The following is a 23090-nucleotide window of genomic DNA, read 5'->3' as shown; positions in this document are numbered from 1 at the left end:
AAGCTCAGAGCTTGATCTCAACATCGACACCGGCGGCGAGATCGAGCTTCATCAGCGCGTCTACCGTCTGCGGGGTCGGGTCTACGATGTCGAGCAGGCGCTTATGCGTGCGCATCTCGAACTGTTCGCGGCTCTTCTTGTCGATGTGCGGGGACCGGTTGACCGTAAACTTCTCGATGCGGGTCGGAAGCGGAACGGGGCCCCGGACGCTTGCACCGGTGCGCTTCGCCGTCGACACGATCTCGCGCGTAGAAGCATCGAGAATCCGGTGATCGAACGCCTTCAGGCGAATGCGGATATTTTGGCCGTTCATTCGACGTTATCCTTGTGTTTGTTTCCTCATGTCTCTGGACAAGACACGGGTTGTTCTTTCTTCCTAAGGCGGACCACCGGTTTCAAAGATCGAGAGGGCGCCGATGCCAGCATCCCTATCCAGTCTTCAGGGCCTTCTAGCCCACCTTATTTGGTTGTTTAGTCACCGCTTCGTTGTCCAAAGCGGTACGCAAATCGCGCTCGCGCGCCATTTGCTACATTTCTGTGTAATAAGCAAGCGGCTTACGCCGCCTGCATCATAATATTGTCATCGAATCGGCCACCCCACCGGAGTGGCCGAATGAATTACTCGACGATCGAAGCGACGATACCTGCGCCGACGGTGCGGCCGCCTTCGCGAATAGCGAAGCGCAGCTTTTCTTCCATCGCGATCGGAACGATCAGCTCGACGTCAACCGTGACGTTGTCGCCCGGCATGACCATTTCCGTGCCTTCCGGCAGCGTCACGATGCCGGTAACGTCGGTCGTGCGGAAGTAGAACTGCGGACGGTAGTTGGTGAAGAACGGCGTATGACGGCCGCCTTCTTCCTTCGTCAGGATGTAGGCTTCTGCCTTGAACTTCTTGTGCGGCTTGACAGAGCCCGGCTTGCACAGGATCTGACCACGCTCGACACCGTCACGGTTAACACCGCGGATCAGCGCGCCGATGTTGTCGCCAGCCTGGCCCTGGTCGAGCAGCTTGCGGAACATTTCAACGCCGGTCACCGTCGTCTTCGACGTCGGACGGATGCCGACGATCTCGACTTCTTCACCAACCTTGACGATGCCACGCTCGACGCGGCCGGTCACCACAGTACCACGGCCCGAGATCGAGAACACGTCTTCGATCGGCATCAGGAACGGCTGGTCAACCGGACGCTCAGGCGTCGGGATGTAGGAGTCAACCGCAGCCATCAGTTCGCGGATCGCGTCTTCGCCGATCTTCTTGTCCGAATCTTCAAGAGCAGCAAGCGCCGAACCCTTGACTACCGGAATGTCGTCGCCCGGGAAGTCGTAGGACGACAGAAGCTCGCGAACCTCAAGCTCAACAAGCTCGAGAAGCTCGGCGTCGTCAACCTGGTCGACCTTGTTCAGGAACACAACGATCGCCGGAACGCCGACCTGGCGGGCCAGCAGGATGTGTTCGCGCGTCTGCGGCATCGGGCCGTCAGCAGCCGAGCAAACCAGGATCGCGCCGTCCATCTGCGCTGCACCGGTGATCATGTTCTTAACGTAGTCGGCATGGCCGGGGCAGTCGACGTGCGCGTAGTGGCGGTTCGGAGTCTCATACTCAACGTGCGCCGTCGAGATCGTGATGCCACGCGCCTTCTCTTCCGGAGCCGCGTCGATCTGGTCATACGCCTTGAACTCACCGAAGTACTTCGTGATCGCTGCCGTCAGAGACGTCTTGCCGTGGTCAACGTGGCCGATCGTGCCAATGTTGACGTGCGGCTTGTTGCGCTCAAACTTACTCTTTGCCATTTTCGGCTCTCCGTTTTGCTAGTCCCCGAGGGGATCTAATTCTTGTTATCGGTCAATTGGTATTCCGGTCACTTCTGACCGGAATACTTTGCCTGGATTTCGGTTGCGACGTTCGAGGGGACCGGTGCGTAGTGATCGAAGGTCATCGTGTACTGAGCGCGGCCCTGCGACATGGAACGCAGGTTGTCGACGTACTTGAACATGTTCGCCAGCGGAACGTTGGCGCTGATGACAACCGCGATACCACGGCTTTCCTGACCCTGGATCTGGCCACGGCGGGAGTTGAGGTCGCCGATAACGTCGCCGACGTAATCTTCCGGGGTGACGACTTCGACCTTCATCATCGGCTCGAGGAGCTGAGCGCCGGCCTTCTTGGCTGCTTCACGGAAGCAAGCGCGGGAAGCGATTTCGAACGCCAGGACCGAGGAGTCGACGTCGTGGAAGGCGCCGTCGATGAGGGTCGCCTTGACGCCGAGCATCGGGAAACCAGCCAGCGGACCAGAGGACAGGACGCTTTCGATACCCTTCTGAACGCCGGGGATGTATTCCTTCGGAACGGCACCGCCGACGATCTTGGATTCGAACTTGAAGTCTTCGCCATCCGGGTTCGGTTCGAAGATGATCTTGACGCGCGCGAACTGGCCGGTACCCCCGGTCTGCTTCTTGTGCGTGTAGTCTTCTTCGGTCTGGCGCGTGATCGTTTCGCGGTATGCAACCTGCGGCGCACCGACGTTTGCTTCGACCTTGAACTCGCGGCGCATGCGGTCGACGATGATGTCGAGGTGCAGTTCGCCCATGCCGGCAATGATCGTCTGACCGGATTCCTGGTCCGTCTTCACGCGGAAGGACGGGTCTTCAGCTGCCAGGCGGTTGAGCGCGAGGCCCATCTTTTCCTGGTCACCCTTGGACTTCGGCTCGATGGCGATCTGGATCACCGGCTCGGGGAATTCCATGCGCTCGAGGATAACCGGCTTCAGCGGGTCGCAGAGCGTATCGCCAGTGGTGGTTTCCTTGAGGCCGGCGAGAGCAACGATGTCGCCTGCAAAGGCTTCTTCGATGTCTTCACGCGAGTTGGAATGCATCTGCAGCATGCGGCCGACGCGCTCGCGCTTGTCCTTGACCGTGTTCAGAACCGAAGAGCCCTTTTCAAGCTTGCCGGAGTAGATGCGGGCAAAGGTGAGCGAACCGACGAAGGGGTCGTTCATGATCTTGAAGGCCAGCATCGAAAGCGGCTCGGCATCGTCTGCATGACGCTCGATGTCGGCTTCGGTCTTGAAGTCGATGCCCTTGATCGCCGGAATGTCGAGCGGCGACGGCAGGTAGTCGACGACGGCGTCGAGCAGCGGCTGAACGCCCTTGTTCTTGAAGGCGGTACCGCAGAACATCGGATGGAACTTGACGTCGATTGTACCGCGGCGAACGAGCTCACGGATCTTATCGTTGTCGGGCATGTTGCCTTCGAGATAGGCTTCCATCGCAGCTTCGTCGATCTCGACAACGGTCTCGATCAGCTTCTCGCGATATTCTTCAGCCTTGGCCTTCAGGTCATCCGGGATCTCGACGACGTCCCACTGAGCGCCGAGCGATTCGTCACGCCAGATCAGGGCGTTCATTTCGACGAGGTCGACAACGCCCTTGAAGTCGCTTTCAGCGCCGATCGGCAGCTGCATGACGACAGCGGTGGCGCCAAGACGAGTCTTGATCATCTCGACCGAGCGGTAGAAGTCCGCACCGGTCTTGTCCATCTTGTTGCAGAAGATCATCCGCGGAACGTTATACTTCTCAGCCTGGCGCCAGACGGTTTCCGTCTGCGGCTCCACGCCGGCGTTGGCGTCGAGCAGCGCGATGGCGCCGTCGAGAACACGCAGCGAACGCTCGACTTCGATGGTGAAGTCGACGTGGCCGGGAGTGTCGATGATGTTGAAGCGGCGCATCTTGCCGTCACGGCCCTTCCAGAAGGTCGTGGTGGCAGCCGAGGTGATCGTGATGCCACGCTCCTGCTCCTGCTCCATCCAGTCCATGGTGGCTGCGCCGTCGTGGACTTCGCCGATCTTGTGCGACTTGCCGGTGTAGTAAAGGATACGCTCGGTGGTCGTGGTCTTGCCGGCGTCGATATGCGCCATGATACCGAAATTACGGTAGTCTTCGATCTTATATTCGCGAGCCATGGTGGACTGCCTTTCGATACCGTTCGGAATTACCAGCGATAATGCGAGAACGCGCGGTTGGCGTCAGCCATCTTGTGCGTATCTTCGCGCTTCTTGACGGCCGAGCCGCGGTTGTTGGACGCATCGAGCAGTTCGCCGGACAGACGGTCGATCATGGTAGTTTCGTTGCGCTTGCGGGCGGCAGCAATCAGCCAGCGAATGGCGAGAGCCTGGCGGCGCTCCGGACGGACATCGACCGGAACCTGGTAGGTCGCACCACCGACGCGGCGCGAGCGGACTTCAACGTGCGGGGCAATGTTGTCGAGCGCAGAATGGAAAACCGAAAGCGGCTCCTGCTTGGACTTACCCTGGACGGCGTCGAACGCACCGTAGACGATGTTTTCAGCAACGGACTTCTTACCATCGAGCATGATGGCATTCATGAACTTGGTCACTACGAGGTCACCGAACTTCGGATCCGGATTGATCTCGCGCTTTTCTGCTTTATGACGTCTGGACATACTTTTTCGTCTCTTCAACCGTTAAGGCGCTTTACCACGCGGAGGACCTCGCGCAGCGCCGGATTATTCAAACCCGAATTACTTCGGACGCTTCGCGCCGTACTTGGAGCGGCGCTGCTTGCGGTTCTTGACACCCTGGGTATCGAGAACGCCGCGGATGATGTGGTAGCGGACACCCGGAAGGTCCTTGACGCGGCCGCCACGGATCATGACGACAGAGTGTTCCTGAAGGTTGTGACCTTCGCCGGGAATATAACCAATGACTTCGAAGCCGTTGGTCAGGCGGATCTTTGCGACCTTACGCAGAGCCGAGTTCGGCTTCTTCGGCGTGGTCGTGTAGACGCGCGTGCAAACGCCGCGCTTCTGCGGGTTCTCCTGGAGAGCGGGAACCTTATTACGCTTTACGTTCGCCTGGCGAGGCTTGCGGATCAGCTGGTTTACGGTAGGCATTCAACCATCCCTTACGTTTATCTCAGTACCCTTGCGGGCTTGAACTCACGCCGTCTCCGGCAATGACGCACACTTTCTGTCAATGCGCAAAATATGGCCCGATCCGCTTCCGCAGATGGACCACAAGGAGCAGAGGACGCATGAAACCATGCGTCATGCGTGCAGCATCATGACTTCAACGTGCGTTTAGAACCTTGTTTGAGGTGAACTTCAGGGCGCGTCGCTCCGAACAGCCAAGCCTCACATGGGATCTGATGGGCGGGGTACTACTGGTTTCCACCCTTCTCGTCAAGGCCGATTAAGAAATAAACTTGGCCACATCACCTTGATATGCGGGCCGAACGCCCTGTTTTCATCCTTCTAGACGCATTCAGGGACGTGCGCCAAGATAAAAACTTGGGCCTTGCAGCAAAAGCGGTTAAGGAATCAGCAATTGCGGCGTTAGGTCCTCTCAGCGGATTCGACAAAGCGAATCTCCAGAACCGAGGACAGGCGATGATCACGACACCTGACAACGACAATAACTTCGACGGGCCTATGATCTTCATCATCATCGGCAAGGGCTACGAGTCCGAGGCCAGCGAAGGCATCGACCTGCACATTCTGCTGAAGGCGCCCGATGACGACACCGCGGTGCGCGAAGCCTTGAACGCCCTTGCCGAGGAGGGCTTCATCGAGGCTGATCTCGATCAGATCGGCATGCTAACCGAAGTTCCGGCGGAAGAGCCGCACGCCTCGGCCTATCAGGGTGCGATTGATGGCGAGGTCGCGATCATCCGGTTCAACTGACGGGAACGCCTTCCCTCCCCCGATCAATCAGAGAATAGCACAAACGAAAACCGCCCGGATCGCTCCGGGCGGTTTTTCAATTCGTGGGCGTCAGCTGCGAATTATTCCGCGGCCGGAGCGTTTTCAGCCATATCCTGCAGCATCGGGGTGGCAACGGCTGCGCCGCTGCCCTTGCGCCGCTCTTCGAGGATCAGCTCGTCGCGCGAGGTGGCGATACGGCGGATCTGGGTCATGGTGCCACCGGTACCGGCCGGAATGAGGCGGCCGACGATGACGTTTTCCTTCAGACCCTGCAGGCCGTCGGTCTTGCCGGCGATCGCAGCTTCCGTCAGCACCTTGGTCGTTTCCTGGAAGGACGCGGCCGAGATGAAGGACGGAGTCTGCAGCGACGCCTTGGTGATGCCGAGAAGGACCGGCTCGCCGCGGGCGGGCTTCTTGCCCTGCTCGATCAGGTGGTCGTTGACGTCTTCGAGCTCGATCCGATCGACATTGTCGCCGACGATATAGGTCGAGTCGCCTGCATCGGTGATCTCCACCTTCTGCAGCATCTGACGGACGATGACCTCGATGTGCTTGTCGTTAATGACCACGCCCTGCAGACGATAGACTTCCTGGATTTCGTTGACGAGGTAGGAAGCCAAAGCCTCTACGCCCTTGATCGCCAGGATGTCGTGCGGAGCCGGGTTACCATCGAGGATATAATCACCCTTTTCGATATAGTCGCCGTCCTGAAGGTGGAAGGGCTTGCCCTTCGGGATCAGGTATTCGACAGGCTCGACACCGTCTTCCGCCGGCTCGATGATGACGCGACGCTTGTTCTTGTAGTCGCGGCCGAGGCGGATCGTGCCATCGATCTCTGCGATGATGGCATGGTCCTTCGGACGGCGTGCCTCGAACAGCTCGGCAACACGCGGCAGACCACCGGTGATGTCCTTGGTCTTGGCGCTTTCCAGCGGCGAACGGGCGAGAACGTCACCTTGGGAGACCTTCGTGCCCGGCTCGACGGACAGGATCGCGTCGACCGACAACAGGAAGCGAGCGTCGCCACCGCGAGACAGCTTGGCGACATTGCCATTGGCGTCCTTGATGACGATCGCCGGCTTGAGGTCAGAACCGCGCGGTGTCGAACGCCAGTCGATGACCTGGCGCTTGGTGATGCCGGTCGATTCGTCGGTCGCTTCGAGAACAGAGAGGCCGTCGACGAGGTCTTCGAACTGAACGGTACCGGCGACTTCCGTCATCATCGGACGGGTATACGGGTCCCACTCAGCCAGACGCTGCCCGCGCTTGACCTTGTCGCCTTCGTCCACATGCAGCTTCGAACCGTAGGCGACGCGCTGCGAGGAGCGCTCGACGCCACGCTCGTCCAGAATCTGGACGGTCATGTTGCGGCCCATGGCAACGAGGCTGCCTTCGGAGTTGCGCAGAACGTTGCGGTTCTTGATCTGCACCGTACCTTCGTACGAGGCTTCCAGGAACGACTGGTCGACCACGGTTGCCGTACCGCCAAGGTGGAAGGTACGCATGGTGAGCTGGGTTCCCGGCTCGCCGATCGACTGAGCGGCAATGACGCCCACGGCTTCGCCCATGTTGACAGGCGTACCGCGCGCGAGGTCGCGGCCGTAGCAGACCGAGCAGACGCCCGTCTGGATTTCGCAGGTCAGCGCCGAGCGGATGCGGATGGACTGGATACCGGCCTTCTCGATCTCGATGACATCGGGCTCGAGGATCATCTTGCCGGCATCGACGATGCGCTCACCCGTCACCGGATGGTCGATGTCGTCGAGCGCCGTGCGGCCGAGGATACGGGCGCCGAGCGAAGCGACGACCTGGCCGGCATCGACGATGGCGGTCATGGTCAGGCCGGTTTCGGTGCCGCAATCGACGTGCGTAACAATGCAATCCTGCGCGACGTCGACGAGACGGCGGGTCAGGTAGCCGGAGTTGGCGGTCTTCAGGGCGGTGTCTGCCAGACCCTTACGGGCGCCGTGCGTTGAGTTGAAGTACTCGTTGACGGTCAGACCTTCCTTGAAGTTCGAGATAATCGGCGTCTCGATGATTTCACCCGACGGCTTGGCCATGAGGCCGCGCATGCCGCCCAGCTGGCGCATCTGGTTCGGAGAACCGCGGGCGCCGGAATGGCTCATCATGTAGATCGAGTTCATCGGCTTCTGACGGCCGGTGTTCTCGTCGAATTCGACCGCCTTGATGCGCGCCATCATCTCTTCGGCGACCTTTTCGGTCGCCTTGCCCCAGGCGTCGACAACCTTGTTGTACTTTTCGCCCTGGGTGATGAGACCGTCATTGTACTGCTGCTCGTATTCCTTCACCAGGTTTTCGGTGTCGGCAACGATCTTCGCCTTGGTGGCCGGAATAACCATGTCGTCCTTGCCGAACGAAATGCCGGCGCGGCAGGCGTGGGCGAAGCCGAGCTGCATGATGCGGTCGCAGAAAATGACCGTGTCCTTCTGGCCGCAATGGCGGTAGACCGTGTCGATCATCTTGGAGATGTTCTTCTTGGTCATTTCCTGGTTGCAGATATCGAAGGGCACCTTGCCGTTCTTCGGCAGCAGTTCGCCGATGAGCAGACGGCCGGGCGTCGTCTCATAGATCTTCGAGTAAGGCTTGCCGTCCTCGCCGATCGACTTGAAACGGCCGCGGATCTTGGTGTGCAGCGTGACGACCTTGTTTTCCAATGCGTGATGCAGCTCGCCGAGATCGGAGAAAGCCATGCCTTCGCCCGGCTCGTTCTGATTCAGGATCGACAGGTAGTAGAGGCCGAGAACCATGTCCTGCGAGGGAACGATGATCGGCGCGCCGTTTGCCGGATGCAGGATGTTGTTGGTCGACATCATCAGCACGCGGGCTTCGAGCTGAGCTTCGAGCGACAGCGGCACGTGAACGGCCATCTGGTCACCGTCGAAGTCGGCGTTGAAGGCCGTGCAGACGAGCGGGTGCAGCTGGATGGCCTTGCCTTCGACCAGGGTCGGTTCGAAGGCCTGGATGCCCAGGCGGTGCAACGTCGGTGCGCGGTTCAGGAGAACCGGATGTTCGCGGATGACCTCGTCGAGGATATCCCAGACCTCAGGCTTTTCCTTCTCGACCAGCTTCTTGGCCTGCTTGACGGTCGAGGAATAACCTTTCGCGTCGAGGCGGGCGTAGATGAAGGGCTTGAAGAGTTCGAGCGCCATCTTCTTCGGAAGACCGCACTGATGCAGCTTCAGCTCCGGACCGGTGACGATGACCGAACGGCCGGAATAGTCGACGCGCTTGCCGAGCAGGTTCTGACGGAAGCGGCCCTGCTTGCCCTTCAGCATGTCGGACAGCGACTTCAGCGGACGCTTGTTGGCGCCGGTGATGACGCGGCCGCGGCGACCGTTGTCGAAGAGCGCATCGACGGATTCCTGCAGCATGCGCTTTTCGTTGCGGATGATGATGCCGGGCGCACGCAGTTCGATCAGGCGCTTCAGGCGGTTGTTACGGTTGATGACGCGGCGATAGAGATCGTTGAGATCGGACGTCGCGAAACGGCCGCCGTCAAGCGGAACGAGCGGGCGCAGATCCGGCGGGATCACCGGAACGACCTTCATGATCATCCATTCCGGGCGGTTGCCAGATTCCATGAAGTTCTCGACGATCTTCAGGCGCTTCATCAGCTTCTTCTGCTTGAGGTCCGACGTGGTGTCGGCAAGCTCGGAACGCAGATCGCCAGCGATCTTTTCCAGGTTCATCGATGCGAGCATCTCATAGATGGCTTCCGCACCGATCATGGCCGTGAACTGGTCTTCGCCGTATTCGTCGACGGCCAGCATGTACTCTTCTTCCGTCAGGAGCTGGTGCTCCTTGAGCGCGGTCAGGCCCGGCTCGGTGACGATATAGTTTTCGAAGTAGAGGACGCGCTCGACATCCTTCAGCGTCATGTCGAGCAGCGTCGAAATGCGCGACGGCAGCGACTTCAAGAACCAGATGTGGGCAACGGGAGCGGCGAGCTCGATATGGCCCATGCGCTCACGGCGAACGCGCGACAGCGTGACTTCGACGCCGCACTTTTCGCAGATGATGCCCTTGTACTTCATGCGCTTGTACTTGCCGCACAGGCATTCGTAGTCCTTGATCGGTCCGAAAATGCGCGCGCAGAACAGACCGTCGCGTTCAGGCTTGAACGTACGGTAGTTGATGGTTTCCGGCTTCTTGATCTCACCGTAGGACCAGGAGAGGATCTTCTCCGGAGACGCGATCGAAATCCGTATGGAATCGAAATTCTGTGCAGGCACCTGCGGATTGAAAAGATTCATGACCTCTTGGTTCATGCCTGTCTCCTTCATGGGCGAAAGCGCCCTTAGCTTGCGAGGTTGGCGGCAAATCCCGGGAGCCGCGCCATCGCTTAAAACGACAATAACCGCAGAATGCGGCAAAAGCGTCCCTGCCCGGCCGACACGTTACGGGGCCTTGGCGGGAACGGTGTGCGCCCTTTTAAGAGCGCACACCCTATCAAGTGGTTACTCGGCGGCGTCCGGCAGCTGACTTGCAGCCTGCAGATCCTCGACCTTGGAGTTCTCCAGCTCGACCGAGAGACCCAGCGAGCGCATTTCCTTGACGAGAACGTTGAAGCTTTCCGGAATGCCCGCCTCGAAGGTGTCGTCGCCACGGACGATCGCCTCGTAGACCTTGGTGCGGCCGGCGACGTCGTCCGACTTCACCGTGAGCATTTCCTGCAGTGTGTAGGCTGCGCCATAAGCTTCGAGCGCCCAGACTTCCATTTCGCCGAAGCGCTGACCGCCGAACTGCGCCTTGCCGCCCAGCGGCTGCTGGGTCACGAGCGAGTAAGGACCGATCGAACGGGCGTGGATCTTGTCGTCGACCAGGTGGTTGAGCTTCAGCATGTAGATGTAGCCCACTGTCACCTGGCGGTCGAACTGCTCGCCGGTACGGCCGTCGTAAAGCGTCGACTGGCCGGTGTCCTTGAGACCTGCCAGACGCAGCATCTCGTTGACATCGCCTTCGTTCGCGCCGTCGAACACCGGCGTTGCAATCGAAACGCCGCGCTTCCACTGATCGGCGAGACGCAGAACGGACTCGTCGTCGAAGTCCTGGACCTGCTCGGCCTTCGGACCGGCACCGACGACATCGCCGATGGTCTTGCGCAGCGGCTCGATGTTGCCGTTCGCCTTATAAGCTTCGATCAGTTCACCGATCTGGCGACCCATGCCGGCGCAAGCCCAACCCAGGTGCGTTTCCAGGATCTGGCCCACGTTCATGCGCGAGGGCACGCCGAGCGGGTTCAGAACGACGTCGACATGCGTGCCGTCTTCGAGGAACGGCATGTCCTCGACAGGCACAATGCGCGAGACCACGCCCTTGTTCCCGTGACGGCCGGCCATCTTGTCGCCCGGCTGGATCTTACGCTTCACGGCGACGAAGACCTTGACCATCTTCATGACGCCCGGAGGCATTTCATCGCCGCGCTGAACCTTCTCGACCTTATCCATGAAGCGCTGTTCAAGGCGCGACTTGGACTCGTCGTACTGGCCGCGGAGCGCTTCGAGTTCGCTCTGGACCTTCTCGTCCTCGACGGCGAACATCCACCACTGCGAGCGGGGATATTCGGAGACGACGGCGTTCGAAAGTTCGGTACCCTTCTTGAAGCCCTTCGGGCCGGCAATCGAGACTTGGCCGCGCAGCATGTCGATCAGACGACCATAGACGTTACGGTCGAGGATCGCCTGCTCGTCGTCGCGGTCCTTTGCGAGACGCTCGATCTCTTCGCGTTCGATCGCCATCGCGCGCTCGTCCTTCTCGACGCCATGGCGGTTGAAGACACGGACTTCGACGATCGTACCGTAGGTGCCGGGCGGCATGCGCATGGACGTGTCGCGCACGTCGGAGGCCTTTTCGCCGAAGATGGCGCGCAGAAGCTTTTCTTCCGGCGTCATCGGGCTTTCGCCCTTCGGCGTGATCTTGCCGACGAGGATATCACCTGGCTGAACCTCGGCGCCGATGTAGACGATGCCGGCTTCGTCGAGGTTCTTCAGCGCTTCTTCCGAAACGTTCGGGATATCGCGGGTAATTTCCTCCGGGCCAAGCTTGGTGTCGCGCGCCATCACTTCGAATTCCTCGATGTGGATGGAGGTGAACACGTCGTCGGCAACGATGCGCTCGGAGAGCAGGATCGAGTCTTCGTAGTTGTAGCCGTTCCAGGGCATGAACGCGACGAGCGCGTTGCGGCCGAGCGCCAGGTCGCCGAGATCGGTCGATGGGCCATCGGCGAGAATGTCGCCGCGGTTGACGACGTCACCTACGGTGACCAGCGGACGCTGGTTGACGCAGGTGTTCTGGTTCGAACGCTGGAACTTCTGCAGCCGGTAGATATCGACGCCGGACTTGCCGGCTTCGAGGTCTTCCGTGGCGCGGATAACGATACGCGTCGCGTCGACCTGGTCGACCACGCCGCCGCGGCGGGCACCGATAGCGGCACCGGAGTCACGCGCGACGACCGGCTCCATGCCGGTGCCGACGAACGGCGCTTCGGCACGCAGCAGCGGTACGGCCTGACGCTGCATGTTCGAGCCCATGAGGGCGCGGTTGGCGTCGTCATTTTCCAGGAACGGAATGAGCGCTGCGGCAACCGAAACAACCTGCTTCGGCGAAACGTCCATCAGGTTCATGCTGTCGCGGGGCGCGAGCATAACTTCACCCGCGTGACGGCAGACGACGAATTCGTCGACGAAAGAACCATCGGCGTTGAGCTCGGCGTTGGCCTGGGCGACGTAATACTTCGCCTCTTCCATGGCGGAGAGGTAGAGCACGTCGTTCGTCACCTTGCCGTCGACGATGCGGCGGTACGGGCTTTCGATGAAGCCGTATTTGTTGACGCGGGCAAAGGTCGCAAGCGAGTTGATCAGACCGATGTTCGGGCCTTCCGGCGTTTCGATCGGGCAGATGCGGCCGTAATGGGTCGGATGCACGTCGCGGACTTCGAAGCCGGCGCGCTCGCGGGTCAGACCGCCCGGGCCAAGGGCCGAAAGACGGCGCTTGTGGGTGATTTCCGAGAGCGGGTTGACCTGATCCATGAACTGCGAGAGCTGCGAGGAACCGAAGAATTCGCGGACGGCTGCGGCAGCCGGCTTGGCGTTGATCAGGTCCTGCGGCATGACCGTGTCGATCTCGATCGAGGACATGCGTTCCTTGATCGCGCGCTCCATGCGGAGCAGGCCGAGACGATACTGGTTCTCCATCAACTCGCCGACCGAGCGGACGCGACGGTTGCCGAGGTTATCGATGTCGTCGATCTCGCCCTTGCCGTCACGCAGTTCGACCAGCATCTTGACCACAGCCAGGATGTCATCCTTGCGCAGGATGCGAACGGTGTCCTCTACGTTGAGATCGAGACGCATGTTCATCTTGACGCGGCCGACGGCGGAGAGGTCGTAACGCTCCGCGTCGAAGAACAGCGAGTTGAACATGGCTTCGGCCGATTCCATCGTCGGCGGTTCACCCGGGCGCATGACGCGATAGATGTCGAACAGAGCATCCTGACGGTTCTCGTTCTTGTCTGCAGCAAGCGTGTTACGGATATAGGCGCCGACATTGATGTGGTCGATGCCGAGAACCGGGATCTCGTCGAAACCGTTCGCGAGGATAACGGCAAGCGTCTTCTCGTCGATCTCGTCGCCGGCCTCGAGATAGATCTCACCCGTCGAGTAGTTGACGATATCTTCGGCGAGGTAGTTGCCGTAAAGGTCGTCGTCACCGGCCTTCAAGGCCTTCAGGCCCTTCTCCGAGAGCTGGCGCAGCAGACGCGGGGTCAGCTTCTTGCCGGCTTCCACGACGACTTCGCCAGTATCGGCGTCGATCATGTCGGTGATCGCCTTGGCGCCCTTGAGCGTTTCCGGCTTGAAGGGAATGCGCCAGCCTTCGCCGTCGCGCTTGTAGAGCGACTTCGTGTAGAAGGTGTCGAGGATTTCCTCGCCGTCCATGCCGAGCGCCATCAGGAGCGACGTGACGGGGATCTTACGGCGGCGATCGATACGGGCGTAGACGATGTCCTTGGCGTCGAATTCGATATCGAGCCAGGAGCCGCGATAGGGAATGACGCGGGCAGCAAAGAGCAGCTTGCCGGAAGAATGGCTCTTGCCCTTGTCATGGTCGAAGAAGACGCCTGGCGAACGGTGCATCTGCGAGACGATGACACGCTCGGTGCCGTTGACGATGAACGTGCCGTTGTTGGTCATGAGCGGCATGTCGCCCATGTAGACGGATTGTTCCTTGATGTCCTTGATCGACTTCGCACCGGTATCTTCGTCGATATCGAACACGATGAGACGGAGAGTGACCTTCAGCGGCGCGGCATAGGTCAGGTCGCGCTGGCGGCACTCGTCAACGTCGAACTTCGGCGGCTCGAATTCATAGGACACGAACTCCAGCATCGAGGCGCCGGAGAAGTCGGTGATCGGGAAAACGGACTTAAAGACAGCCTGAAGGCCTTCGTCGGGGCGACCGCCCTTCGGCTCTTCAACCATCAGAAACTGGTCGTAGGACGCCTTCTGAACCTCAATGAGGTTCGGCATTTCTGCGACTTCGGGGATCTTACCAAAAAACTTGCGTACGCGCCTGCGACCATTGAACGAAAGGGTCTGAGCCATCGTCGCTCCTTCAAAAATTGCATCCGGGCCTGCAACGGACGGGAACCGATGGCCAGTCGACCCCGCCGATCAATGAGTAGTTCAACCTCGTCCCACCTCCCGAAACGGCCAGGCCGGATTGCCTTGGCGCTTCGGTTCGAGACCATGCTCTTGAAGAACCCATTACCCAAAAGCCGTTTTCACGCGGCTTTTGGGTAATTCGTTCAGAAAAACGGCAAATGGGAGGCAGTAAATGCCGCCTCCCACGTGCAGTTCAAGATTACTTGACGTCGGCCTTTGCGCCTGCGTCTTCAAGCTTCTTCTTGATGTCGGCAGCTTCAGCCTTGGAAACGCCTTCCTTGACAGCCTTCGGAGCGCCTTCGACGAGATCCTTGGCTTCCTTGAGGCCGAGGCCGGTGATGGCGCGGACTTCCTTGATGACATTGATCTTGTTGGCGCCGGCATCCGTGAGGATGACGTCGAACTCGGTCTTTTCTTCTTCAGCCGGAGCAGCTGCACCGCCTGCAGCGCCACCAACGGCAGCAACAGCTACCGGAGCAGCGGCGGAAACGCCCCACTTTTCTTCGAGAAGCTTCGACAGTTCTGCAGCTTCCAGAACGGTCAGCGAGGAGAGGTCTTCAACGATCTTTGCGAGATCAGCCATTTTCTAGTTCCTTTTGTTCGGTTCGAACTGTTGAGTATGTACAGCGAAAAACCGCCTTAAGCGGCTTCGTCCTTCTTGGCGTAGGCCGAGAACACGCGAGCAAGCTGGCTTGCCGGTGCTGCAACAACGCCTGCAATGCGGGTAGCCGGGGTCTGGATCATGCCCAGCAGCTTCGCACGCAGTTCGTCCAGCGAAGGCAGGGTCGCGAGCGACTTGACACCTTCGGCGTTCAGCGTTGTCGTGCCCATGGCGCCGCCGAGAACCACGATCTTGTCGTTGGTCTTGGCGAAATCCATGACGACCTTCGGAGCGGTGATCGGATCATTGCTGTAAGCAATGAGGGTCTGACCCTTGAAGAGATTGGAAATCCCTTCCGCTTCCGTACCCTGAAGGGCAATTTTGGCCAGGCGGTTCTTCGCGACTTTGACGGTGCCGCCAGCAGCGCGCATCTTCGAACGAAAATCGTTCATCTGTGCGACTGTAGCACCAGCATAGTGGGCCACGACAACCGAGCCCGAAGCCTTGAAGACTTCGTTCAGTTCCGTGACGAATTCGCGTTTTTCCGCTCTTTCCACTGCCTATCTCCAGTTGGCGGGACCATTTGAACGGACCCACCGGGTTGCCTTTTGCCCCTTGGGATCAAAGGAGATCCCAAGCGACGCTTGAGGATCCTGTCCCCTCGCGCTCCGCGCCAATCAAGGCTAAAGAGGCACAAGGCATCCAAGGCTCGAACCGAGTTCCTAGAAGCGAACTTCTTGCAATTCGGGTCTTACCCGTCTCATGCAGGCCAAGTGATTAAGGGAAAACCACCTGCAATCTCGGACAGGATTCCGGATTTCTCCGGAATATTCCGGCCCCTTGCGAGGCCGGAAATTCAGTCGCCGGGCGCAAGCCCGACCATAAACTTATGCAGTCGGAGCCGCGGTGACCGAGCCAACTTCGATCTTGACACCCGGGCCCATGGTCGAGGAAATCGCCACGCGCTTGACATAGTTGCCCTTGGCGCCAGCCGGCTTCGCCTTGATGACGGCGTCAGCAAAGGCCCGGATGTTTTCTTCCAGAGCCTTGGCGTCGAAAGAGGCCTTGCCGATGCCGGCGTGAACGATGCCAGCCTTTTCGACGCGGAACTCGACGGCGCCACCCTTGGAAGCCTTGACGGCTCCGGCGACGTCCATGGTGACCGTGCCAACCTTCGGGTTCGGCATCATGCCGCGCGGGCCGAGAACCTTACCGAGACGACCGACGAGCGGCATCATGTCGGGGGTGGCGATGCAGCGATCGAATTCAATCTTGCCGCCCTGGACGATTTCGACGAGGTCTTCAGCGCCAACAACATCGGCACCGGCAGCCTTGGCTTCGTCAGCCTTGGCGCCACGAGCGAAGACGGCGACGCGAACCGTACGGCCCGTGCCGTTCGGCAGGTTGACGACGCCGCGAACCATCTGGTCCGCATGGCGGGGGTCAACGCCCAGGTTCATCGAAACTTCGATGGTTTCATCGAATTTCGCGGTAGCCCGCTCCTTGACCATGCCGATGGCCTGGGTCAGAGCGTAAAGCTTGGTGGGATCAACACCTTCGTTGATCTTGCGTGTGCGCTTACCAGCCATGATCTTAACCCACCACTTCCAGGCCCATGGCGCGGGCAGAGCCCTCGATCATCGCCATTGCGCCTTCGATATCCGCTGCATTCAGGTCCTTCATCTTGGCTTCTGCGATCGTCTTGATCTGAGCCTTGGTGAGGGAGCCGGCCTTGGGGCCCTTGCCGGGCGTCTTGGAACCGGAGGTGATCTTTGCTTCCTTCTTCAGCCAGTAGCTGACCGGCGGCTGCTTCATTGCGAAGGTGAAGGACTTGTCCTGGTAATAGGTGATGACGACCGGGATCGGCATACCCTTTTCCATTTCCTGCGTGGCGGCATTGAACGCCTTGCAGAATTCCATGATGTTAATGCCACGCTGACCAAGCGCCGGACCAATCGGCGGGGACGGGTTTGCCGATCCTGCCTTGACCTGAAGCTTGAGCTGGCCTGCAACTTTCTTAGCCATATCTCTCTGCCTTTCATGAACGGCCGGTCGCCCGGCCCGTGATGCCGGATCGCTCCGGCGGCTGCGGTTGCGTGGTACGGATCATTGGCGTCTGGCTAAGACCCCTCACCTTCCACGCGGATGCGGACCAGGTCCGCGGGAAGCAGGTCACAAGGACCAGCCTCCAATCTCCAGCAATCAGACCTTCTCGACCTGCGCGTATTCCAGTTCGACCGGCGTTGCACGGCCAAAGATCGACACTTCCACCTTCAGGCGCGAACGCTCTTCGTCCACATCCTGAACCGTGCCATTGAACGAGGCGAAGGGGCCGTCGGAAACGCGGACCTGCTCGCCGATCTCGAATGTAACGGATGCCTTCGGCCGCTCGACGCCTTCCTGAACCTGGCCGAGAATGCGCTCGGCTTCATAATCCGGAATCGGAACAGGCTTATTGTCGGAGCCGAGGAAACCGGTGACCTTCGGTGTATTCTTGATCAGATGGTAAGCCTCGTCCGTCAGATTGGCGCGGACCAGGACATAACCCGGGAAGAACTTGCGCTCGCTATCGACCTTGCGGCCGCGACGCACTTCCACAACCTTTTCGGTCGGCACGAGGATCTTCTCGAACAGGTGCTCAAGCCCCTTCTGGCGAGCCTTGTTCTCGATGTCTTCAGCCACCTTCTTTTCAAAATTCGAGTACGCGTGGACGATGTACCAACGTGCCGCCATTTTCATCTCCACCCGTATCAGTTGCCGATATTGAGCACGAAGCTCAGGACCCAGCCGATCAACTGGTCAGCGGCAAAGAAAAACAGCGCGGCAAAAACCACCATCACCAGCACCATAACCGTCGAGATCATCGTCTCGCGGCGCGACGGCCATGTGACCTTGGACGTCTCGGAGCGGACCTGCTGCAGAAACGCAAATGGATTGGATTTGGATGCCATCGACTGCCCACGCAATTACGGCGCGTAAAGCTGAAACTATCAGCCCCACGCACCGCGTGTCTGTTGAACCCTAAATAAACACCGATTTCCGAATACACAAGAGGGAAACCGAAGTTTAACGAAATTACTTGCCACCGATCGATCCCCGGCCGGATGCCGCGAGCGCCGCCGCGCTGTCCGCATCAGGGAAGATGGCAGGGGCAGAGGGGCTCGAACCCCCGACCTGCGGTTTTGGAGACCGCCGCTCTACCAACTGAGCTATACCCCTTCATGCCTATCCTTCAGCGCCCGGGCCAAGGCCCGCAAATCGCTGCCGAAATGCATGGCGCTCCCTTTAAGACGGCGGCAGCGGATTGGCAAGCACGATTTTCGATTTTCAAAGCCCTTATGCGCATTGAAAGCGTCCGGCTTTCAAGCGCGTGGCCGGAAAGCCTTCAGACACTCACATATTTCCGCCAGTCGTGTTCTTCCTTGAACCCCAGCACTTCCCGGATCTTGCGGTTCGAAAGCAGCCCTTCATATTCAGCGATCTCGCGGGTGAAGGGCACGTTCGGAAAGAATCGCTTTGCAAGCTCCCTCGAGGGCGTATTGGCCGAAACGGTGTCGTTAGCGGCATTGAAGACCTGGTAACCGAGCCCGTCCTTCTCGATGCAGAGATGGCAGATCTGCCCGAGGTCGCGAGCATCGATATAGCTCCAGGCGATGCGCTTGCGCATCTCGGGATGGGCAAAATAGGTGGGGAACCTCTCGTATTCGTGCGGCTCGATAACGTTGCCGATTCGCAGCGCATAGATGTCGAAGCCCGACCTTTCGGCAAAGGCGCGCGCCGTCTTTTCGTTGACCACTTTGGAAAGCCCGTAGGAATCCATCGGATTGACATCGTAATCCTCCTCCAGCGGAAACTGGTGGAAATCGCGATGACCTTCTGCGAAGCAGACGCCGTAGGTCGTCTCGCTCGACGCGACGATGATCTTCCGGATGTCGAGCTTCACCGCCGCTTCGATGACGTTGTAAGTGCCCATCACATTGATGCGGAAGGTCTCGTTGTCGGGCTTGATCAGGATGCGCGGAATGGCGGCGAAATGCACGACGGCATCGAAGGGCTGAACGCCCCTGCCCGCGTCGAGATCGGGAAAATCGCGATGCATCGACAGCGCATTGAAGACCTGGCCGCTATCAGTGATGTCGGCGATGAGATTGGTGACGCCGGGGCTGTCCAGCGGCACGAGATCGAGGTTGTGAACCTCGTAGCCTGATTTGACGAGCCACGGCACGGCGTGGCGACCTGCCTTGCCGGAACCGCCTGTGAATAGAATCCGCTTCTTCATGGAAATGTCCTCCGCATCATGAAACCGGAGGCATAGTTAGACGCTTCCGCGCGAAGAGCAAGCGAGCGTCCTGCAAGGGGTTAACCCCGCCGCGCCAGGAGCACCCGATCCGGGAGCACCTGGCCAATTATTGCCCTATCACCGCAGCCCCCCCTGCGATGAACTGGAAAGCACGTCACTTGACGATGCTTACCTCATTAATCTGTGCTCCGGCCGACTGAACGACCTCTTGCGGAATCGCAGCGATGAAAAACATCGTGAAAACATACATTGCGAATATCGTCGCGACGAATGTGGCCTTTGGAATCATCCCGACTCTCCTCTTTACAAGGAGGAGTCTGGACTAAAATGAGCCAATCACAACTGCTTTCTGAACGTGAGATGAACAAAATACTGTGACGGGCATTTTTAACGGTATTTTTACAACACCTGTTAAACGGCTCGGATCAATCAAAAACGAAAAACCCCGCTGTTTCCAGCGGGGTCTCCGTGATTGTGGATAACCTGAAAGGTTACTCGACGATCGAAGCGACGATACCTGCGCCGACGGTGCGGCCGCCTTCGCGAATAGCGAAGCGCAGCTTTTCTTCCATCGCGATCGGAACGATCAGCTCGACGTCAACCGTGACGTTGTCGCCCGGCATGACCATTTCCGTGCCTTCCGGCAGCGTCACGATGCCGGTAACGTCGGTCGTGCGGAAGTAGAACTGCGGACGGTAGTTGGTGAAGAACGGCGTATGACGGCCGCCTTCTTCCTTCGTCAGGATGTAGGCTTCTGCCTTGAACTTCTTGTGCGGCTTGACAGAGCCCGGCTTGCACAGGATCTGACCACGCTCGACACCGTCACGGTTAACACCGCGGATCAGCGCGCCGATGTTGTCGCCAGCCTGGCCCTGGTCGAGCAGCTTGCGGAACATTTCAACGCCGGTCACCGTCGTCTTCGACGTCGGACGGATGCCGACGATCTCGACTTCTTCACCAACCTTGACGATGCCACGCTCGACGCGGCCGGTCACCACAGTACCACGGCCCGAGATCGAGAACACGTCTTCGATCGGCATCAGGAACGGCTGGTCAACCGGACGCTCAGGCGTCGGGATGTAGGAGTCAACCGCAGCCATCAGTTCGCGGATCGCGTCTTCGCCGATCTTCTTGTCCGAATCTTCAAGAGCAGCAAGCGCCGAACCCTTGACTACCGGAATGTCGTCGCCCGGGAAGTCGTAGGACGACAGAAGCTCGCGAACCTCAAGCTCAACAAGCTCGAGAAGCTCGGCGTCGTCAACCTGGTCGACCTTGTTCAGGAACACAACGATCGCCGGAACGCCGACCTGGCGGGCCAGCAGGATGTGTTCGCGCGTCTGCGGCATCGGGCCGTCAGCAGCCGAGCAAACCAGGATCGCGCCGTCCATCTGCGCTGCACCGGTGATCATGTTCTTAACGTAGTCGGCATGGCCGGGGCAGTCGACGTGCGCGTAGTGGCGGTTCGGAGTCTCATACTCAACGTGCGCCGTCGAGATCGTGATGCCACGCGCCTTCTCTTCCGGAGCCGCGTCGATCTGGTCATACGCCTTGAACTCACCGAAGTACTTCGTGATCGCTGCCGTCAGAGACGTCTTGCCGTGGTCAACGTGGCCGATCGTGCCAATGTTGACGTGCGGCTTGTTGCGCTCAAACTTACTCTTTGCCATTTGAATGCTTCCTGTGAACGAAATGGTGGCCCCGGCGAACCGGTTTAGTGCCGCCGTTTAAGGCTTTCGGCGAAATTGCGCAAGACCTAATTACAGACGCCAATCTTGGCGTGACAGCGCATATGGGAGACAATTCGCCGCCTGCAAGGCGATTCGCCTCGGCCCTTCCAAAATTCGCTGAAATCTTAGAGAAAATCGAACGGATCCCAGGAATGAGCCGCAGCCGCCGGCATTGACATTCCTCGCCTGCAGCAACGGGCGGCAGGCTTTCCGCCGCGGCCGGAAACATCGCTCGCGACGAGCGTGGGTGGGATCTTACCGTCTGGCTTACGGGAGATTGGAGCGGGTAGCGGGAATCGAACCCGCGTATTCAGCTTGGAAGGCTGCTGCTCTACCATTGAGCTATACCCGCGGGATGGTCAGATCCGATGACGAATGGTGGAGAGAGTTGGATTTGAACCAACGTAGGCTGAGCCAACGGATTTACAGTCCGTCCCCTTTAACCACTCGGGCATCTCTCCAGTTTTCGTCCGGATCTTGAAGACCAAGTTCGTCAGACTTCGAAGCGTTGCCGCCCGTCGTCTGCGCCGCGTATATGACCGGAGCATTTCCGTCTGTCAACACGATGACAATGGAAAAAACACGAAAAATTTCATTCACTGCCGAAAGCCGGCACATGAAAGAAAGCCTATGCGGCAGCGAACGCCATGGCTATAAAGCCGCATGAGCAAAGACAACAAATCCGGCGGCAAGGCCGCGTCAGACCCATCAGCCAAGGATACGCACTACGCCAATCTGAGGCGTGCGCACCGTGACGCCAAGCGCGAACGCGGGGAGATTCCGACGCCCCAGCCACAGAAGCGCAGGCGTGGAGCCGAGGACTGGAAGCCGCCGGCGCTCGCGCCCGACCAAGTGTATCTATACGGCCTGCATACGGTGCGCGCCGCCCTCGACAATCCAGAGCGCAAGAAGATCAAGCTGTTTACGACGCAGAATGCGCTCGCGCGTCTGGAAATCGATGTCGATACGCTCGGCATTCCCTTCGAAATCGTCCCGCCGCACGAGATCGACAAGGTGCTGGGTCCCGACGCTATCCATCAGGGCGTCATGCTTGAAACACGGCCGCTACCGACGCGCCGGCTCGAGGCGCTAAAGGACAGCCCTCTCCTGCTGGTGCTCGACCAAGTCACCGATCCGCACAATGTCGGCGCGATCATGCGCTCGGCAGTTGCCTTCAATGCCGGTGCCGTTATCACCACCCAGAGACATAGCCCGACCGAGTCAGGCGTGCTCGCCAAATCCGCCTCGGGTGCTCTGGAGCTGATACCTTATATACAGATCACCAATCTCGCCGATGCGATCGGTGAGTTGCACAAGCTCGGCTTTTCCACGATCGGCCTCGATTCGGAAGGGCCGGCGCCGCTCGAAAGCACCTTCTCAGGCGACAAGGTGGCGCTGGTGCTCGGCTCGGAGGGCAAGGGGCTGAGGCAGAAGACGCGCGAAACCGTTAGCGCGCTTGCCCGCCTTGACATGCCCGGCGCAATCAAATCGCTGAACGTTTCCAATGCCGCGGCAATCGCGCTTTATGCGGCGCGGCTCTACCTCAAGCCGGAGTCCGGCGCAAAGGCTGCGCGCTGATCGCGACGCAAGGCTAGAGCCGGGAAAAAGCCAGTTCTGCCTTGGAATGACCTTCTGGAGCTTTATGATCGGGCAGTGATCGATCGTAGCGACCGGTCACAAGCAAGAAGGAGGATTCCTATATGGCCATTCGACCGCTGATTTTCGGTATCCTCTTCATTGCGGCGTTGGTGGGAATCATCCTCAGCATCATCTGGGTGGACACGTCGCATCCCGTCCGCCAGCCCGACCCCCTGTCGCCGACGACGCCCGGCCCCGCGACGCCGGGACCGGTGCAATAGGCCAAGAGGAACGCGGACGACGATTGCGCGTTAATCCCCAGCCGAACGAGGATTAAACGCTTATGCGCATAATGATCGCCATCGTCGCCGTCATGGTCGCCTCTGTGCTCAGCATCGCGATGATGTCACCTTCCGGTGCCGGACAGACCGGCAATGGCGACAGGATTGAGGCGAGAGTCAACGAACCCGTCGCGCATTGA

The 23090-nt window shown here is 59.4% G+C and carries 19 protein-coding genes and 3 tRNA genes; 4 read left to right on the top strand and 18 right to left on the bottom strand.

Annotated elements, in window-relative coordinates; translation table 11 throughout:
- Nucleotides 1-4: 4 nt before the first annotated feature.
- From rpsJ to rpsL, 5 genes are all read right to left on the bottom strand, one after another.
- Nucleotides 5-313, bottom strand: a complete 309-nt coding sequence (rpsJ, locus tag J2J98_RS08340; RefSeq protein ID WP_003547547.1) for a 30S ribosomal protein S10 — start codon at nt 311-313, stop codon at nt 5-7.
- A 305-nt stretch (nt 314-618) separates the two neighbouring features.
- Nucleotides 619-1794, bottom strand: coding sequence for an elongation factor Tu (tuf, locus tag J2J98_RS08335; protein WP_064706966.1), 1176 nt, complete (start codon nt 1792-1794; stop codon nt 619-621).
- A gap of 68 nt (nt 1795-1862) precedes the next feature.
- The gene (gene fusA / locus J2J98_RS08330) at nt 1863-3962 is read right to left on the bottom strand and encodes an elongation factor G (RefSeq protein WP_064706974.1); all 2100 of its coding nucleotides are present in this window, start codon (nt 3960-3962) and stop codon (nt 1863-1865) included.
- 29 nt (nt 3963-3991) lie between these two features.
- Nucleotides 3992-4462 carry a 30S ribosomal protein S7 gene (rpsG, locus tag J2J98_RS08325; RefSeq protein ID WP_004669085.1) on the bottom strand — a complete coding sequence of 157 codons (471 nt, stop codon included), beginning with the start codon at nt 4460-4462 and terminating at the stop codon, nt 3992-3994.
- Between the two features lie 78 nt (nt 4463-4540).
- Nucleotides 4541-4912: a 30S ribosomal protein S12 gene (gene rpsL / locus J2J98_RS08320; protein ID WP_003547537.1), complete on the bottom strand. Its 372-nt coding sequence runs from the start codon at nt 4910-4912 to the stop codon at nt 4541-4543.
- A 495-nt stretch (nt 4913-5407) separates the two neighbouring features.
- Here rpsL and J2J98_RS08315 point away from each other — a divergent pair, with 495 nt between their 5' ends.
- Nucleotides 5408-5701, top strand: coding sequence for a hypothetical protein (locus tag J2J98_RS08315; RefSeq protein ID WP_064706973.1), 294 nt, complete (start codon nt 5408-5410; stop codon nt 5699-5701).
- 101 nt (nt 5702-5802) lie between these two features.
- On the opposite strand, the gene rpoC is transcribed toward J2J98_RS08315, so the two are convergent.
- The 13 genes from rpoC to J2J98_RS08250 form a co-directional block, all read right to left on the bottom strand.
- Nucleotides 5803-10011, bottom strand: coding sequence for a DNA-directed RNA polymerase subunit beta' (gene rpoC, locus J2J98_RS08310; protein WP_064706972.1), 4209 nt, complete (start codon nt 10009-10011; stop codon nt 5803-5805).
- A gap of 189 nt (nt 10012-10200) precedes the next feature.
- Nucleotides 10201-14343 carry a DNA-directed RNA polymerase subunit beta gene (gene rpoB, locus J2J98_RS08305; RefSeq protein ID WP_064706971.1) on the bottom strand — a complete coding sequence of 1381 codons (4143 nt, stop codon included), beginning with the start codon at nt 14341-14343 and terminating at the stop codon, nt 10201-10203.
- Nucleotides 14344-14602: 259 nt separating this feature from the next.
- The gene (gene rplL / locus J2J98_RS08300) at nt 14603-14986 is read right to left on the bottom strand and encodes a 50S ribosomal protein L7/L12 (RefSeq protein WP_011424974.1); all 384 of its coding nucleotides are present in this window, start codon (nt 14984-14986) and stop codon (nt 14603-14605) included.
- A 56-nt stretch (nt 14987-15042) separates the two neighbouring features.
- Complete coding sequence (gene rplJ, locus J2J98_RS08295; protein WP_008521410.1) at nt 15043-15561, bottom strand: 50S ribosomal protein L10; 519 nt, start codon at nt 15559-15561, stop codon at nt 15043-15045.
- A gap of 330 nt (nt 15562-15891) precedes the next feature.
- On the bottom strand, nt 15892-16593 hold the full coding sequence (gene rplA, locus J2J98_RS08290; protein WP_064706970.1) for a 50S ribosomal protein L1: 702 nt from the start codon (nt 16591-16593) through the stop codon (nt 15892-15894).
- A gap of 4 nt (nt 16594-16597) precedes the next feature.
- The gene (gene rplK, locus J2J98_RS08285) at nt 16598-17029 is read right to left on the bottom strand and encodes a 50S ribosomal protein L11 (RefSeq protein WP_064706969.1); all 432 of its coding nucleotides are present in this window, start codon (nt 17027-17029) and stop codon (nt 16598-16600) included.
- 177 nt (nt 17030-17206) lie between these two features.
- Nucleotides 17207-17737, bottom strand: coding sequence for a transcription termination/antitermination protein NusG (gene nusG / locus J2J98_RS08280; protein ID WP_007791989.1), 531 nt, complete (start codon nt 17735-17737; stop codon nt 17207-17209).
- 17 nt (nt 17738-17754) lie between these two features.
- Nucleotides 17755-17955, bottom strand: coding sequence for a preprotein translocase subunit SecE (gene secE, locus J2J98_RS08275; RefSeq protein WP_064706968.1), 201 nt, complete (start codon nt 17953-17955; stop codon nt 17755-17757).
- Nucleotides 17956-18147: 192 nt separating this feature from the next.
- A tRNA-Trp gene (locus J2J98_RS08270) sits at nt 18148-18223 on the bottom strand.
- Nucleotides 18224-18389: 166 nt separating this feature from the next.
- A complete protein-coding gene (locus J2J98_RS08265) occupies nt 18390-19283 on the bottom strand; it encodes an NAD-dependent epimerase/dehydratase family protein (RefSeq protein ID WP_207602830.1) in 894 nt (297 codons plus the stop codon).
- 512 nt (nt 19284-19795) lie between these two features.
- Nucleotides 19796-20971, bottom strand: a complete 1176-nt coding sequence (gene tuf / locus J2J98_RS08260) for an elongation factor Tu (protein WP_064706966.1) — start codon at nt 20969-20971, stop codon at nt 19796-19798.
- Between the two features lie 338 nt (nt 20972-21309).
- Nucleotides 21310-21383, bottom strand: a tRNA-Gly gene (locus J2J98_RS08255).
- 24 nt (nt 21384-21407) lie between these two features.
- A tRNA-Tyr gene (locus tag J2J98_RS08250) sits at nt 21408-21492 on the bottom strand.
- Between the two features lie 202 nt (nt 21493-21694).
- On the opposite strand from J2J98_RS08250, the gene rlmB reads away from it, so the two are divergent.
- The 3 genes from rlmB (at nt 21695) to J2J98_RS08235 (ending at nt 23090) form a co-directional block, all read left to right on the top strand.
- Entirely contained in the window at nt 21695-22609 is a 915-nt protein-coding gene (gene rlmB / locus J2J98_RS08245; protein WP_138395160.1) for a 23S rRNA (guanosine(2251)-2'-O)-methyltransferase RlmB, read from the top strand.
- Nucleotides 22610-22731: 122 nt separating this feature from the next.
- The gene (locus tag J2J98_RS08240; RefSeq protein ID WP_171049253.1) at nt 22732-22890 is read left to right on the top strand and encodes a hypothetical protein; all 159 of its coding nucleotides are present in this window, start codon (nt 22732-22734) and stop codon (nt 22888-22890) included.
- A gap of 62 nt (nt 22891-22952) precedes the next feature.
- Nucleotides 22953-23090 carry a hypothetical protein gene (locus J2J98_RS08235; RefSeq protein ID WP_167358957.1) on the top strand — a complete coding sequence of 46 codons (138 nt, stop codon included), beginning with the start codon at nt 22953-22955 and terminating at the stop codon, nt 23088-23090.

Source organism: Rhizobium bangladeshense (genome assembly GCF_017357245.1).
Lineage (GTDB): Bacteria > Pseudomonadota > Alphaproteobacteria > Rhizobiales > Rhizobiaceae > Rhizobium > Rhizobium bangladeshense.
Note: the sequence above shows the minus strand (reverse complement) of the source record. Positions and strands in the feature narration are given on the sequence as shown.